Origin of the sequence: Alistipes communis, from assembly GCF_006542665.1 — a bacterium.
GTDB lineage: Bacteria > Bacteroidota > Bacteroidia > Bacteroidales > Rikenellaceae > Alistipes > Alistipes communis.
The window spans coordinates 2,132,029-2,145,661 of the sequence record NZ_AP019735.1; the positions used below are offsets into that span (position 1 = coordinate 2,132,029).

Here is a 13,633-nt window from a genome sequence, read left to right on the forward strand (position 1 = left end):
TATCCGGATGTAAACCGTTACAGTTCCGCAGCGAAAAAAGAGGCCGGACGGAGGATATACTTTTCCAAAGATTACAGAGTTTCTGAAAAAATACCTATATTTGTCGGTACTTTCCCTAACGACACGGTGCGGGAAAGGCACGACCGGACGAGAATCATTACAATCAAATACGTTTTACTATGAGAAAATTCGGACTTTTTTTATGTCTCTCGCTGTTATTCGCCTTCACGGGTTGTAGCGACAGCGACGATGTAGAAGAGCAGGGCGGCACGGTGCTCGCCAAACCTTCGGTCGCGGTGACCACGACGACGTCCTCCAGCTTCAAGGTGGCGTGGGATGCCGTACCCAATGCCGAAAGTTACAAATATCGCCTCTCCCAGGAGAACGAGACGGGCGACGAACTCGTCGTGCAGCCCGAGAACTCGACTTCGGCTACGGCCCTCGCATTCGGCGACCTCGATCCGAAAACCAAGTATATCCTGCGCGTCAAGGCCGTCGCCGCCGCAGGCAGCGGTCTGACGGATTCGGAGTACTCCAAGATCTTCGCCACGACGCTGGCCGAAGAGGCCGCGGAGCTGACGTTCGAGAAGATCGCCGCGACGAACCCGACTTACGAGAGCGTCGACGTGGAGATCGTACCTTCGGCCGAGAACCTCTACTACTGGCAGGTCGTCGAAAACAGCCTGATCGAGGGCAAGAGCGACCGTGAGATCGTCGCCGCCCTGAAAGAGAACATCTCCGAGCTCTCCTCCGGCACGGTCAAGAAGACCGTCCACGGTTTGAAGGCCGACACGGAGTACACGGTCGTCGCCTTCGGTTACGACCTCGACGCCGGCAAGTCCACGTCCGCCGTCGCACGTCTCGAAGCAGCGTTCACCACGCCGGCCGACGACCGCATGACGATCGCCATCACCGTCGGTGAGGTGGCCGATAACAATGTGCACGTGACCTTCGAGCCGTCGGTTGCCGACGGACGCTATTTCGCTGACGTCGTTGCTGCTGCCGATATCGCGGGCAAGAGCGAATACGAAATCGTCGTTCTGTTGCAGAACAAGTACGGAGCGGAGATGACCGATATCGTTCGCAACGGCAAGTTCGAGACGGACGTCGCCGTCGAGGAGAACAAGAACTATGTCGCCGTGGCCTTCGGATACAATGTCGCTGCATCGGAATTCCTCACGCAGTTCTTCCGTGCCGAGATCAAGAATGGCGGCGACGAACCAGGAATGTCCGAGGCGTGGGTTAACATGGCGTGCGTATACGGAACGATCAGCGGTCAACCAGGAATCGGAGCCGAGCTCTATCCGAATGATAAAACCGTTAAGGTCAAAGCCGGCGGATTTACGCTCACGGGACCTGCGACCTCTTTGGAGGAGATTGGTATGACCGAGGCTTCTCTTCGAGAAAGGATCATGAAAGAGGGTATCGACGTTACTCCGAGCCAAGGGTCCTATCAAGTCTCCGCCCCAACCGAATACGGGCAAGTATGGCTCTTCGGTACCATAGGTATTGATGAGCAAGGCAATGCAGGCGAAGCCAACTGGTTCATTGTAAAAGCACAGGCATCGGCTTCCACAGAGCCCGAGATCCTCGGTATGTCCGATAAGAATGATGAGACGGGTGGAGACGAACCCATCGAGACGGATGCTTGGTCGGATATAACAGCGGTTTCGTGGGAAATGCAGGATGCCGGGCTCGCTATTTTCTTTGACTGCGAACCCAACAAGACTGCGACAGCTGTTACCGTTGGAGCGTGGACACTTGACATGGACAAATTCCCTGCCCCGCCTACCTCGCTGGAAGAGATTGGAATCAGATCCGAAAGCGAACTCCGCAGCATGACGCTTGAAGACGGTATTGCGCTCGATATGGAGAAGAAATATGTAGGATTGAAAACCAATGCCGGAGAAGTGTGGCTTTTCTCGACCGTCGCTGCGGATGCCGAAGGTAAAAACGGAGCCGTCAACTGGGTCATCGCACAGGTTCCTGCATCTCCCTCGGGTGAATATGGCGCTTGCACCATCCTCGGCCAGTCGGAGAACAACAATGCGGGCGGTATCGAACTTGTCGGTTCGACATATGAAGATTATCTGGGTGCATGGACGCTGGTTTCGTATGGTTCGGCAATCGTCGGCGAAAAAGGATATCAGTTTACGGAGACTCCGTTGCAATTCAATGTCCGAATCGAGAAGGATGTGGAAGGTCAGAGCTACAAGGTGTACGGCTGGAATGCGGATACGGAATTCGCCAATGCCAATCCGTTCATAATGAACTACGATCCGAAGGAGACGGAAGGTATCGGCGGCTGGCTCAATATTCCGTTGGCGCAGGTGGTCAAGACCGAAGGCAATATCGATTGGACGCTCTGTCCGAGATTCCTCTCCGGAGAAACTTATTACTATTACACGAATACCGATATGGATAAAGCCTTCATCGGTGCACGTGAAAAGGAGGGGGCTGTAGTTATTCAAGGTGGGCAATATGAATTTACAGGAGGCATCGGTGTGGTTCAGATTCTGTCTATGAATTTCATGGGTATCGATAAGGATAATCCGAAAGGCGAAGCCCAAACCCGGCCGTTGGAGACGAAACATGCGCTGGCGCCCTATGTTCTCGTCAAGGGTGATCTTTCGGCATCGAATGCCCGCAATCGGATGCAGATTAGTCGTAAAGCCGCTGATATCGCACGCGTTCAGGCGACGATTAATACCTTTGCCAGCCTTTCGACGGCTGCTGCGATCGGTGCTCCTCGGCATGTGGCCAAACCGACGAATATCCGTCAGATCAATGGCCGATCGACAGGAATGCTCGGACTTGGGACGACTTCCGAATCGATGATGACCGTTTATTATCGGTCCGACCGATAATTCGATGTGGTTTAAATAAAAAGCGTTGTCTCAATATACGAGACAACGCTTTTTATTTGGACATTCCACAGAGGTAATTGCGATCATCCCTTTCGGCGCAGGTTTTGCGCCGCGTTGGCTTGGAGGCGCCGGAGGCCGCTGCGCATGAGCGGCGTGCGGCCGAACGACGTGCGGAATTCCGCCTCCTCCATCGCGAGCCACCGTTCGGGCGGGAACGACAAGGGATCTAACAGCGGATCGAACGCCGGATGAAGATGCAGCGGCGCACGGAGGTTGTAGGGGCAGCGGCTCTGGCAGGCGTCGCAGCCGAAAATCCACCCGTCGAGGGCAATTTCCGCGGCCGGCGTCCGTTCGATCGTATGACAGGAGATGCAGCGGCGCGCATCGATCGCGCGGTCGTTGCAAACGGCACCCGTCGGGCAGGCTTCGACGCAGCGGCGGCAGGAGCCGCACCCCGCGCCGGCGAGCGGCTCGTCGTAACGATCGCAGGCCGCGTCGAGCACCAGCTCGCCCAGCAGGACGAACGATCCGAACCGGGGCGTGACGAGCAGCGACTGCCGGCCGATCCAGCCCAGCCCCGCTTCGACGGCCAGCTGCTTTTCCACGAGCGGAGCCGAATCGACGAACGCCCGGCCGGCGAGGGCAGGCTCCGCGGCACGAAGACGCCCGAAGAGGTCGCCCAGCATCCCCTTGATCGTGGCATGGTAGTCGGCGGTCAGGGCATACGAGGCGATCTTCGCGCGGAAGTCGTCGGGATAACCGTCGCTCAGGCCGTTCTTGTAACCGACGGCGCAGACGACTATCGTCTGCGCCCCTTCGACCAGCCGTCGCACGTCGAACCGTTTGTCGAGATTCCGTTCGAGGTAACCGAGCGAGGCGTGACGCCCGTCGCCGAGCCAGCGACGGAAAAACTGCTCGTTCCGCACCAGATGGCGGCACGGCGCTACACCGCACAGGTCGAAGCCTGCGGCAGCGGCGGATTGTCGGATGAAACTGCGGTCGAGCATGGTGATAATTTGGTTCAAATGTAGTATTTTTTAGGTAAAAATCCGTACATTTGCCTTGAATTTCGCAATTCGGATTTACAGAAGAAGAATCTGACTTTATGAAGATTAACACGCTTTACGAACTATTGCGGCATGGTGTGGAGAAGTTCGCTTCACGCACGGCCTTCGATATGTTCAACGGCGAAAGCGTCACCTACGCCGAAGTCGGCCGGCGAGCCGCCGCGGTGCAGGAAGCGCTCGTCGGAGCCGGCGTCAAGGCCGGCGACAAGGTGGCGCTGCTCAGCAGCAGTATGCCCAACTGGGGAATCTGCTACCTGGCCGTCACCTCGGCCGGCATGGTCGCGGTACCGATCCTTCCCGACTTCTCCGGCCCCGAACTGGATATGATCATCGCCCATTCCGAGGCGAAAGCCCTGCTGGTCTCGGACAAACTCTTTTCCAAACTTTCGAAGCAGACGATCGATTCGCTCAATATCGTCATCCGGACCAAGAATCTGGGGATCATCGCCCAGCATGTCACGGCAACGGGATCTACGGCGGTTCCTTCGCCCGACGACCTGGCGGCGATCATCTATACGTCGGGAACGACGTCGAGCCCCAAGGGCGTAATGCTCACCCACAAGGCGATCTGCGCGCAGATCGATATGGATTTCGGCATCTTCCCGATCGACGAGACCGACGTCTTTCTCTCGGTGCTGCCGCTGTCCCATACCTACGAATGTTCGATCGGACTGATCTACGCCTTTTCGAAGGGCGCGCGCGTGGTCTACCTCGACCGCCAGCCTACCGCGTCGGCGCTGATGCCGGCGTTGAAAGCCGTGCGGCCTACGGTCATGCTCATCGTGCCGCTCATCATCGAGAAGATCTACCGCTATCAGGTTCAGGCCAAATTCAACTCCAACGCCTTCTGGCGCACGCTCGTCGGCATCGGCTTCATGCGCCGCTACCTGCACCGGATCGCCGGCAAGAAGCTGATGAAGGTCTTCGGCGGGCGGTTGCGCTTCCTCGGCATCGGAGGCGCCAAACTCGACACGCAGGCCGAGCAGTTCATGCTCGAAGCCAAGATACCCTATGCGATCGGCTACGGCCTGACGGAAACCGCCCCGCTGCTGGCCGGCGCGGCTCCCTCGCAGGTGCGGCTCGGTTCGACGGGCCCTGCGGCGCCGGGCGTGCAGCTGCGGCTGGAAAACGTCAATCCCGATACGCAGCAGGGCGAGATTGTGGCGCTCACGCCGAGCGTCATGCTGGGCTACTACAAGAATCCCGAGGAGACGGCCAAAGTCTTCACACCCGACGGCTGGTTCCGCACCGGCGACCTGGGCTGGCTCTCGCCCGACGGTTGGCTTTACATCAAGGGGCGGCTCAAAAACATGATCGTGGGCCCCAGCGGCGAGAACATCTACCCCGAAGAGATCGAGAGCGTCCTCAACTCCCACGTTTTCGTGGCCGATTCGCTGGTCACCGAGAAGGAGGGGCGGCTCATCGCGCTCGTGCATTTCAACCGCGACGAGCTGGAAGCGCGCTACGAGGAGCTGAAATACGACTGGGAGATGAAGAAGGACGCATGGGAGAAACGCATCGATGAGCTCAAAAAAGAGGTGCTCGACTACGTGAACTCGCAGGTCAACCGCTTCTCGCGTCTCTCGGAGGTCGTCGAGGAGAAGGAGGAGTTCGAAATGACTCCCACCAAGAAGATCAAGCGTTTCCTCTACAACAAGCGGCACGGGAAGGATCCGGTGAAGGAGGAAGACTCCAAACCGCATAATACCGAGGCGAAATAGGCGAAGCCTCCGCACCTCGTTTAATCAAAAAAGGATCGCTTGCAGCGATCCCTTTTTGATGCCGATTCGCAAAATTCGGCCCTCCTTGATACGATTTTTTACAGTTGTTCGCCGACGGCGGAGGGACCGTGCAGGCGGGCGAGTAGCAGTCTGCTGCGTGAGCGAATAACTATATATGTCTTAAAGCGATGGCGAAATATCGACCCAAAACATGGTCGAAGTATTTGCGAAGAAACAAGTTGTTTTTTATAACCAATCTTTCCCGTTTGCAGCCCCTCCTCAGTTCCCGAAGATAAGGCGGTTGGGATAAAAATATGGACTATTCGTCCGTATAATAGGGCTAAATGCAAAGAACCGATTGAATTTTCAATCGGTTCTTTGCATTTATGGATTATTCATTATTCCATATATTTATAAAGGATTACCTCCTGTTGTTTCGATGTATATCCTGCAAATCGATTTGCAGAAGCATTCGCCCAAATAATACGTTTTGTATTATAAACATTCTGAATCTCAACACATTTAGAATATGAAATCGTCCATTCATACTGTTTTTCAACAATGTTTGGGCTAAACCACAGATTGTTATTTTTTGAAGTTGCAGTAGATGTATATCCAATATATCCATCTGCACAATGAATTGAATAACCGTTTACGGTTTTCTCAAACGTACAAGCATATATATCCGTATCGACATTAGAAACAATATTATCTCCATCCATATACTGGTTAAAATCACCTGCATCTGACATGTTTGCATAATTTCCGGAATTAGCTCCCGTGAGTATGCGAACACCGCTTGAAGCTTTGTAACCGATAATATACTTTCCACTCCAATCTTCCTGATTCGCTTCAACAGGTACATATTTCCCTGTTCCGGCGACAATCTTTTTATTTTGTGAGACAATAACTTTCAATGAAATCGATTCTGGGTCGTTCAACGTAATGGTAATCCATCCGCTTCGATCGTTTGCCGTATCGGTGTTCTCGCTTACGGAATAAGTTATCGTTTTCGTCGCATTTTCCACCGAAGCTGCCGTCACGACCGTTCCGTCGCATTCGACAGATGCCGTATAATTATTGTCGTTGCGTACTTCATATGTGAAGGTGGCATCCGTGACGCCCGCAGCCGCCACACCCGTTATGTCGTCTGCAAGAATCACCGGAGTCAGCGCGATCGGTCCGTCATGCACGTCGACAGTCAGATCGTCGAGAATAAAACGCTTATCGACTGTCGTAGATGCCAAAGCGAATGTAAGCGCAGTCGTGGCATCCGCATTTTCGACGTAGACCGTAAAGAGAGCTGCTTCGCTCTTGTCCATTACTCCGCTGCCGGTATCGGTTGCCTGAGGCATGACGAGATCGCTTCCGCCTACGACCGTGCCCGTCGAAGCCGTTACGTTCAGCGCTTGATCCGCCTTCCAACCGTTGGCATAGAAAGTCACTTTCAGATTTTTGGTTCCTTCGATCAATTTCAATGCCGGAGTTGTCACCGTTCCAGTAGTTTTACTTACCCCCATGCGAATCGCCCCGTTGAATGCATAAACACTTCCTTCACGAGTATATGTATCCGTGTAATAATAAGCATAATCGGCCGGCGATACCTTCATCGAGAAATAATCATTCGTTCCAGTCGCAGTACTGAAATCATCGTAAAAAATATGATTGACCGTTGGTGCCGGCTGCCGAACTTTCGCAAGATTCATCTGAATAACCTGTGGAGCATAGACATTCGACAAATCAAAACTCTTTGTCGTTTCGAACGTGTATAACCCCTTATCGGTCACAACGGTAAACGTACCTCCGGCGTAGCTCTTCGGCGTGACGGCCAGATAGATGTAACCGGCCTTGTCGGCGGGTTTGGTTGCGGGAACGGTATAAGGCGTCGTCAATGTTACGGTAGCAGACTCCTTGGTGCCCGTACTTGTTGTCTCGCCCGTTTCCAGATTATAGATGTGCTGGCCGTTGAGCTTTTCTCCGCCTGCCGGCGTAAAGGTGATACTCTTCACCGCGTCGCCGTTATTCTCGGCATCGTAGATATTGAACGCGATCAGCGATGCGATCGGCGTGAAGGTCAGCACCGTATTCTGTCCCTCGGCAAGCGTCGCGCTGGCGTACATACCGACCATATTGCCGTTCAGCACGCCGGCTTCGGTCTGTGTCTGCGCATCCTCGATATAGAGAGAAACGTTTTCATGCGTGCGGGGAGTATCCTTGTCCATTTGCGACTTGAAATAGGGATAGTACGCATACACCTTCGTCGCCTTGGTGTCGATCTCGGCGGTGAAGTTGGTCGCGCCTTCGGCGTAGGTGCTCGACGCCACGTTCAGATCGGTCTCGACGTCGGTATAGAAGCCCAACTGGTCGCCCGCCGTCCATTTCATGCGTGTCGCGTCGCCGTTGAGCGTCGTACGTGACGAAGCGATCTCGGCCGTGAAACCGCGTGTGGCCTTGGTTCCCGATCCGGGCAGTGCGTTATCGGATACGTCCTCCTTCGAACATCCGGCCAATGCCATTGCAGCTGCTGCAACGAGCATCAGAGTTTTTTGCATCTTTCTCATGATCTCCCGTTGTTTGGCCGTTATTCGAACTCTCCGTCGAGCGTTCCGCCCCACTCGTAGTCTTCCTTCGTGACTCCGTCCTGACTGTCGTAGAAAGCCTCGTTCGTCGTCGAACCGGCGAACCCCGATTCAACCGCGATGACGGTCTGTTCGAGATCGGGCGCGGCGTATGCGCGAACGCCCCCCCCCTTCAAATTAGTAGAATTTTCCATGATGCTATGTGTTTATAGGAAACATTTTACGAATCTGTTACAAAATTAACGTTTTTTCATTAACATGCAAGGGATAGCCGATATTTTTCTTTCATTCTTTTATTTTCCGGGACCTGCTTATCCGCAATATCTCCTCTGGCCTTTTTGTCGCCCGCCGACGGCGAGCAGCGGAGCTGCCGTGCCGATTGCCGACGAAAACCGTCGTTGCACGCAGCGCTCGGCGGTTTTCCGTTGTCGCACCGGATGCGGAAACGGATCGGAGGTGTCCGGCGGACGCTTTCGGCACGACTTTTCCCGAAAAAATATGACAGACAATGTTTTGCAGGAAAATCGCCCCCCCCCTCTCCGGACGCTGCAAGACAAAAAGAAAGCCGGAAACCCGCGAAGGTTTCCGGCTTCCCGTATCGTATTCGGCGATTATTTGCTCAACTCGGCAACCGATTTCTGTGCGGCGGCCACGTTGTCGCCGGCGGTCACCTTTTTGAGGGCTTCGATCGCCTGCGGCTTCATCTCCTTGGCGTTGTATGCCGCACCGAGGATGAAATAGACGTCGCTCTTCTCGGTCTCGTCGGGCTGCGCAGCGGCGGCGGCCTCGCCCAGCTCGATTACCTTGGCGTAATCCTTCTTCGTAAGGTAAGCCTGCAAACGTATCTTCTGCGCCAATGCGTTGGCAGGGTTCTGTTCCAGCATCTTGTCGGCCATGGCGATGATGCCGTCCTGATCGTTGGCGGTCTGCAATTCGGCCACACGGTTGTTGGTATAGAGCGTCAGCAGGCGATTCGCCTCGGCGGCATCGGCCTCGAACTTCGGGCCCTGCATCCCGGCGACCTTCTCCAGGATCTCCATTCCCTTGTCGTAATCCTTCAACTCGCAGTAGCAGGTTCCCAGCCACAAGGCCATCTGCGTATTCTTCGGATCGGCGGCATAGCCCTTGGCGAAAATCTCGGCAGCAGCGGCGTAATCTTTGTTGTTGAACGCCGTACCTCCCTGAGCCTGATAAACTTTCGCCAGAATCGTATTGGCTTTTTTCAGCGCAGCCACATTGCCGTAGAGTTCGGCGACCTCGGCCGCTTTCGACAGATTGGCGATCGCCTCGTCGTAATTGCCCTGCGCGGCCGCACGGGTTCCCATCCCCTGATAGCAGGTCGGCAGATACTTCTTCGCCGTCTCGACGCAGTTCAGTTCGGTGGCATCTTCCGAAGCCATGCCTTCGTCGATCACCTTCTGGAACAGCTTGGCAGCTTCGGGATAGTTTTTCGACTGCAACATCTCGGCACCTTTGTTATACGATGCGACGACACCTTCCTGCGCCGATACGATGCACACCGCGAAGAGAGCGGCGACGGATAAAAACAGCTTTTTCATCTTCTTTTGCAATTCTAATTTTATAAAGTTTTAAGTAATTCGCAACGAATCCGGTCCCTGTCGCAACGGCCCGAAACTCACCGTGTGCAGAGGGATGGGGCCGAATCGGAACGGTACACGGAAGACAAAATTATAATTTTTTTTCGTTCTCCGCAACCCCTCAGCGCAACTCTTTGAAAAATTCCTTCATCAGCGCTTCGCATTCGGCAGCCAATACGCCGCGCACGACGACCGTCTGCGGATGCAGCCGCAACCCCTCGACGGTCGTGTAGCCCCGCTTGGGATCGTCGGCGCCCCACACCACGCGCGCCGCCTGGCTCCATGCGATCGCGCCGGCGCACATCACGCACGGCTCGACGGTGACGTAGAGCGTGCAGTCGCGCAGGTACTTGCCGCCGAGCGTCGACGAGGCCGCCGTCAGCGCCTGCATCTCGGCATGGGCCGTGGCGTCCTGCAACGTTTCGACGAGATTGTGCCCCCGTCCCACGACGCGGTCGCCCGCCACGACGACGGCGCCGATCGGCACCTCCTCTCTTTTCAACGCCTGTCGTGCCTCGTTTATTGCCATGCGCATGAATTTTTCATCGCGCTGCTGCTGTGCTGCGCTGTCGTTGATCGATCCGTTCATAGTCCTCTCGTTCGCGGCAGGGCCGTGCGGCCGCGGCCCGATGCTGTAAAATGGTAGCTATATACGACTTTACACCCTGCCGGATTCCGGGCCGCTGCACCCGGCCGACTGTCGGAGCGTTCGTGGCAGAGCCGCGTTTGCAGATTTTCCCCCCCCCGCCTTGGCGGGGACTTCGGACGAGGTCCGCTTCGGTAGTCGGGCTTTGGAGGAGCGGCGGTGTAAAATGGGATATGGTTACCTATAAAATTTTGCCTGCACTGCCGTTTTTCGTATAAATTTCGTACTTTTGTATCTTGCAACTGCAAGTACAAAGATAGCCAAACCGAGCAATAAATACAAATTATTATGTACAGAACCCATACATGCGGTGCGCTGCGTGCCGCGAACGTCGGCCAGACGGTGACGCTCGCCGGCTGGGTGCAGAAGGTGCGCAACCTGGGCGCCATGACCTTCATCGACCTGCGCGACCGCTACGGCCTGACGCAGATCGTCGTCGAGGAGCACTCGTCCGAAGAGACCCGCCGGACGGCCGCCGAACTGGGCCGCGAATTCGTCCTGCAAGTGACGGGCCGCGTCATCGAACGCGAGTCGAAGAATCCCAAGCTGCCCACGGGCGAGATCGAGATCGCGGCCGATGCGCTCGTGATCCTCAACCGCTCGGACGTTCCTCCCTTCACGATCGAGGAGGAGTCGGACGGCGGCGACGACCTGCGCATGAAATACCGCTACCTCGACCTGCGCCGGCCGCCGTTGCAGCGGGCGCTGATCCTGCGGCACCGGATGGCGCACGCCGTGCGCACGTTCCTCGACGGGGAGGGATTCCTCGAAATCGAAACCCCCTACCTGATCAAGTCCACGCCCGAGGGGGCGCGCGACTTCGTGGTGCCGAGCCGCATGAACCCCAACCAGTTCTATGCGCTGCCGCAGTCGCCGCAGACGCTTAAACAGCTGCTCATGGTGGCCGGTTACGACAAATATTTCCAGATCGTGCGCTGCTTCCGCGACGAGGATCTGCGCGCCGACCGTCAGCCCGAATTCACGCAGATCGACTGCGAAATGTCGTTCGTCGAGCAGGAGGACGTGCTGGAAGTGTTCGAGCGCTGGGCGAAGCATATGTTCCGCGAGGTGCTGGGCATCGACTTCGCCGAGCCGTTCCGCCGGATGCCGTGGATCGAGGCGATGGAGAAGTACGGATCGGACAAACCCGACCTGCGCTTCGGCATGGAGTTCCACGACGTGACCGGCCGCGTCAAGGGGCACGGGTTCGGCGTGTTCGACGATGCGGAGTACGTCTGCGGCTTCGCCGCTGCGGGATGCGCGGGTTACACCCGCAAGCAGATCGACGCGCTGACCGAGTTCGTCAAGCGGCCGCAGGTGGGTGCCAAGGGGCTGATCTGGATCCGCGTCGAGGCCGATGCCGTCAAGTCGTCGGTCGACAAGTTCTACACGCCCGACGAGGTGCGTGCCGTGGCCGAGGCGTGCGGCGCGGCGGCGGGCGATATGGTCTTCCTTATGTCGGGACCCAAGTTACGGACGCTCACGCAATTGTGCGCCCTGCGTCTGGAAGTGGCCCAGCAGCTCGGTCTGCGCGATCCCAAGCGGTTCGCTCCGCTGTGGGTCGTGGATTTCCCGATGTTCGAGTGGGACGACGAGACGCAGCGCTTCTACGCGATGCATCACCCCTTCACCTCGCCCAAACCCGAGGACGTGCCCTACCTCGAAAGCGACCCGGGCCGCGTGCGCGCCAACGCCTACGACTTCGTCTGCAACGGTACCGAGATCGGCGGCGGCTCGATCCGTATCCACGATCCCAAGTTGCAGGCCGCGATCTTCTCGTGCCTGGGCTTCACGCCCGAGAAGGCGCAGGAGCAGTTCGGTTTCCTGATGAACGCCTTCAAGTACGGCGCGCCTCCTCACGGCGGCCTGGCCTTCGGGTTCGACCGTCTGTGCTCGCTGTTCGGCGGCTCGGAGTCGATCCGCGACTACATCGCTTTCCCGAAGAACAATGCCGGCCGCGACGTGATGCTCGATGCACCGTCGGCCATCGACCCTGTGCAGCTCGACGAGTTGTACCTCGACCTGCACACCACTGCAAAGTAATACTCACTATAACATAAACTTTACTGTTATGAAAGGGTATCTATTTTTAATAATTGCAATTCTGTCAATGACTTTCTTTTCGTGTGAAAAAGAAACTGAAACTGAGACTGAAAAAACCGCAACTAACAATGATAATAACAATGATTATTTTTATGTAAAATATCAAATATCGGGGTCCACTTATTTTTATATTGATGGTGTAAGTTATAATACGGAAAATGGATCTCGTTCAGAAAGTTTCTCTGCTGCTCGCTCCTTTGAGGTAATTTGTGGGCCTGTTAATAAAAACTTTGTTGCACGTATAACATTAACACAGTATCGTGGTGCTCCAGCATCTAATGCTACCAAAATATCGGTTAGTAAAAACAATGGCCCGTTTGCAATTAAAGCATCGGGGCAATCTTCTGCAAGCTACACGATAAATTTTTAATCACAAACTATTAGTGCAGAACTCAAAAACATAACGACTATGATACGACTCAATGTATTTATCCGCACGACGGCGACCAACCGTGAAGAGACGGTCGCCACGGCCAAGGAACTGGTAGCGGCTTCGCTCAAAGACGCGGGCTGCGTCGCCTACGATCTGTTCGAGAGCGCCACGCGCCCCGACGTACTGATGATCTGCGAGACATGGAGCGACGCCAAGGCGCTCGCCGCCCATGAGACGACCTCGCATTTCACGACCCTCGTTCCGCGGCTCAACGAACTGGGCGAACTGAAACTCGAAAAGTTCGTCTTCTGACCGCACGGCATCCGAACAACCGGCCTGCGGCCAACCGCCACGAAAAAGCCTCCGACAACGGAGGCTTTTTCGATTTCGACTATCTACGGCACTGAGTGCCGTAGATAGTTCGCCGTTGCCCATGCACTGGACAATAGTCTGTTTAAAAGTCCCTTTCATGCTCCTTGTTCTTGCAGACCTGCAATTTTGCACGGCGAAAATCGCGGATCGAACGACACTACCGTCACCCGCGCGTTTTCGCCGAGCCTGACCTTTTGCTACTTTCGGGGCAAGCCAAAAGTACGAAGAATATATGCACGATCGGAAATCGGGGAAATTCCCGAAGCGGGAATTCGCTTGTAGCGTGTTCTACCGCCTTTTGGTGCCA

The 13,633-nt window shown here is 55.6% G+C and carries 10 protein-coding genes; 5 read left to right on the forward strand and 5 right to left on the reverse strand.

The features are described 5' to 3' along the window. Nucleotides 1-179: 179 nt before the first annotated feature. Nucleotides 180-2,867 (forward strand): fibronectin type III domain-containing protein, encoded by a 2,688-nt coding sequence (locus tag FMF02_RS08745; protein WP_141412870.1) that lies wholly within the window; start codon nucleotides 180-182, stop codon nucleotides 2,865-2,867. An 83-nt stretch (nucleotides 2,868-2,950) separates the two neighbouring features. Here FMF02_RS08745 and queG read toward each other — a convergent pair whose 3' ends face one another. Then, on the reverse strand, nucleotides 2,951-3,874 hold the full coding sequence (gene queG, locus FMF02_RS08750; protein ID WP_141413616.1) for a tRNA epoxyqueuosine(34) reductase QueG: 924 nt from the start codon (nucleotides 3,872-3,874) through the stop codon (nucleotides 2,951-2,953). A 98-nt stretch (nucleotides 3,875-3,972) separates the two neighbouring features. Here queG and FMF02_RS08755 point away from each other — a divergent pair, with 98 nt between their 5' ends. Beyond that, nucleotides 3,973-5,655 (forward strand): AMP-binding protein, encoded by a 1,683-nt coding sequence (locus tag FMF02_RS08755; RefSeq protein WP_141412871.1) that lies wholly within the window; start codon nucleotides 3,973-3,975, stop codon nucleotides 5,653-5,655. A gap of 398 nt (nucleotides 5,656-6,053) precedes the next feature. Here the strand turns inward: FMF02_RS08755 and FMF02_RS08760 are convergent, their stop codons facing one another. The 4 genes from FMF02_RS08760 to FMF02_RS08775 all read right to left on the reverse strand — a co-directional run bounded on the left by FMF02_RS08760 (nucleotide 6,054) and on the right by FMF02_RS08775 (nucleotide 10,421). Further along, a complete protein-coding gene (locus FMF02_RS08760) occupies nucleotides 6,054-8,216 on the reverse strand; it encodes a fimbrillin family protein (RefSeq protein ID WP_141412872.1) in 2,163 nt (720 codons plus the stop codon). Nucleotides 8,217-8,236: 20 nt separating this feature from the next. Continuing rightward, nucleotides 8,237-8,428, reverse strand: a complete 192-nt coding sequence (locus FMF02_RS08765; RefSeq protein WP_141412873.1) for a hypothetical protein — start codon at nucleotides 8,426-8,428, stop codon at nucleotides 8,237-8,239. A 417-nt stretch (nucleotides 8,429-8,845) separates the two neighbouring features. Next, nucleotides 8,846-9,793, reverse strand: coding sequence for a tetratricopeptide repeat protein (locus FMF02_RS08770; RefSeq protein WP_026074842.1), 948 nt, complete (start codon nucleotides 9,791-9,793; stop codon nucleotides 8,846-8,848). Between the two features lie 160 nt (nucleotides 9,794-9,953). Further along, on the reverse strand, nucleotides 9,954-10,421 hold the full coding sequence (locus FMF02_RS08775) for a nucleoside deaminase (RefSeq protein WP_141412874.1): 468 nt from the start codon (nucleotides 10,419-10,421) through the stop codon (nucleotides 9,954-9,956). 345 nt (nucleotides 10,422-10,766) lie between these two features. Between FMF02_RS08775 and aspS the strand changes: the two genes are divergently transcribed. From aspS to FMF02_RS08790, 3 genes are read left to right on the forward strand one after another with little or no spacing between them, the layout of a single operon-like run. After that, the gene (gene aspS, locus FMF02_RS08780) at nucleotides 10,767-12,521 is read left to right on the forward strand and encodes an aspartate--tRNA ligase (RefSeq protein WP_141412875.1); all 1,755 of its coding nucleotides are present in this window, start codon (nucleotides 10,767-10,769) and stop codon (nucleotides 12,519-12,521) included. Between the two features lie 28 nt (nucleotides 12,522-12,549). Then, on the forward strand, nucleotides 12,550-12,951 hold the full coding sequence (locus FMF02_RS08785) for a hypothetical protein (protein WP_141412876.1): 402 nt from the start codon (nucleotides 12,550-12,552) through the stop codon (nucleotides 12,949-12,951). A gap of 39 nt (nucleotides 12,952-12,990) precedes the next feature. Next, entirely contained in the window at nucleotides 12,991-13,266 is a 276-nt protein-coding gene (locus tag FMF02_RS08790; protein WP_019130137.1) for a putative quinol monooxygenase, read from the forward strand. Nucleotides 13,267-13,633: the final 367 nt, after the last annotated feature.

Coding starts and splice junctions, on each gene's coding strand:
- FMF02_RS08760 (WP_141412872.1), bottom strand. CDS start 8,216: ATGAGAAAGATGCAAAAAACTCTGATGCTCGTTGCAGCAGCTGCAATG.
- FMF02_RS08770 (WP_026074842.1), bottom strand. CDS start 9,793: ATGAAAAAGCTGTTTTTATCCGTCGCCGCTCTCTTCGCGGTGTGCATC.
- FMF02_RS08785 (WP_141412876.1), top strand. CDS start 12,550: ATGAAAGGGTATCTATTTTTAATAATTGCAATTCTGTCAATGACTTTC.
- aspS (WP_141412875.1), top strand. CDS start 10,767: ATGTACAGAACCCATACATGCGGTGCGCTGCGTGCCGCGAACGTCGGC.
- FMF02_RS08765 (WP_141412873.1), bottom strand. CDS start 8,428: ATGGAAAATTCTACTAATTTGAAGGGGGGGGGCGTTCGCGCATACGCC.
- FMF02_RS08755 (WP_141412871.1), top strand. CDS start 3,973: ATGAAGATTAACACGCTTTACGAACTATTGCGGCATGGTGTGGAGAAG.
- FMF02_RS08745 (WP_141412870.1), top strand. CDS start 180: ATGAGAAAATTCGGACTTTTTTTATGTCTCTCGCTGTTATTCGCCTTC.
- FMF02_RS08775 (WP_141412874.1), bottom strand. CDS start 10,421: ATGAACGGATCGATCAACGACAGCGCAGCACAGCAGCAGCGCGATGAA.
- FMF02_RS08790 (WP_019130137.1), top strand. CDS start 12,991: ATGATACGACTCAATGTATTTATCCGCACGACGGCGACCAACCGTGAA.
- queG (WP_141413616.1), bottom strand. CDS start 3,874: ATGCTCGACCGCAGTTTCATCCGACAATCCGCCGCTGCCGCAGGCTTC.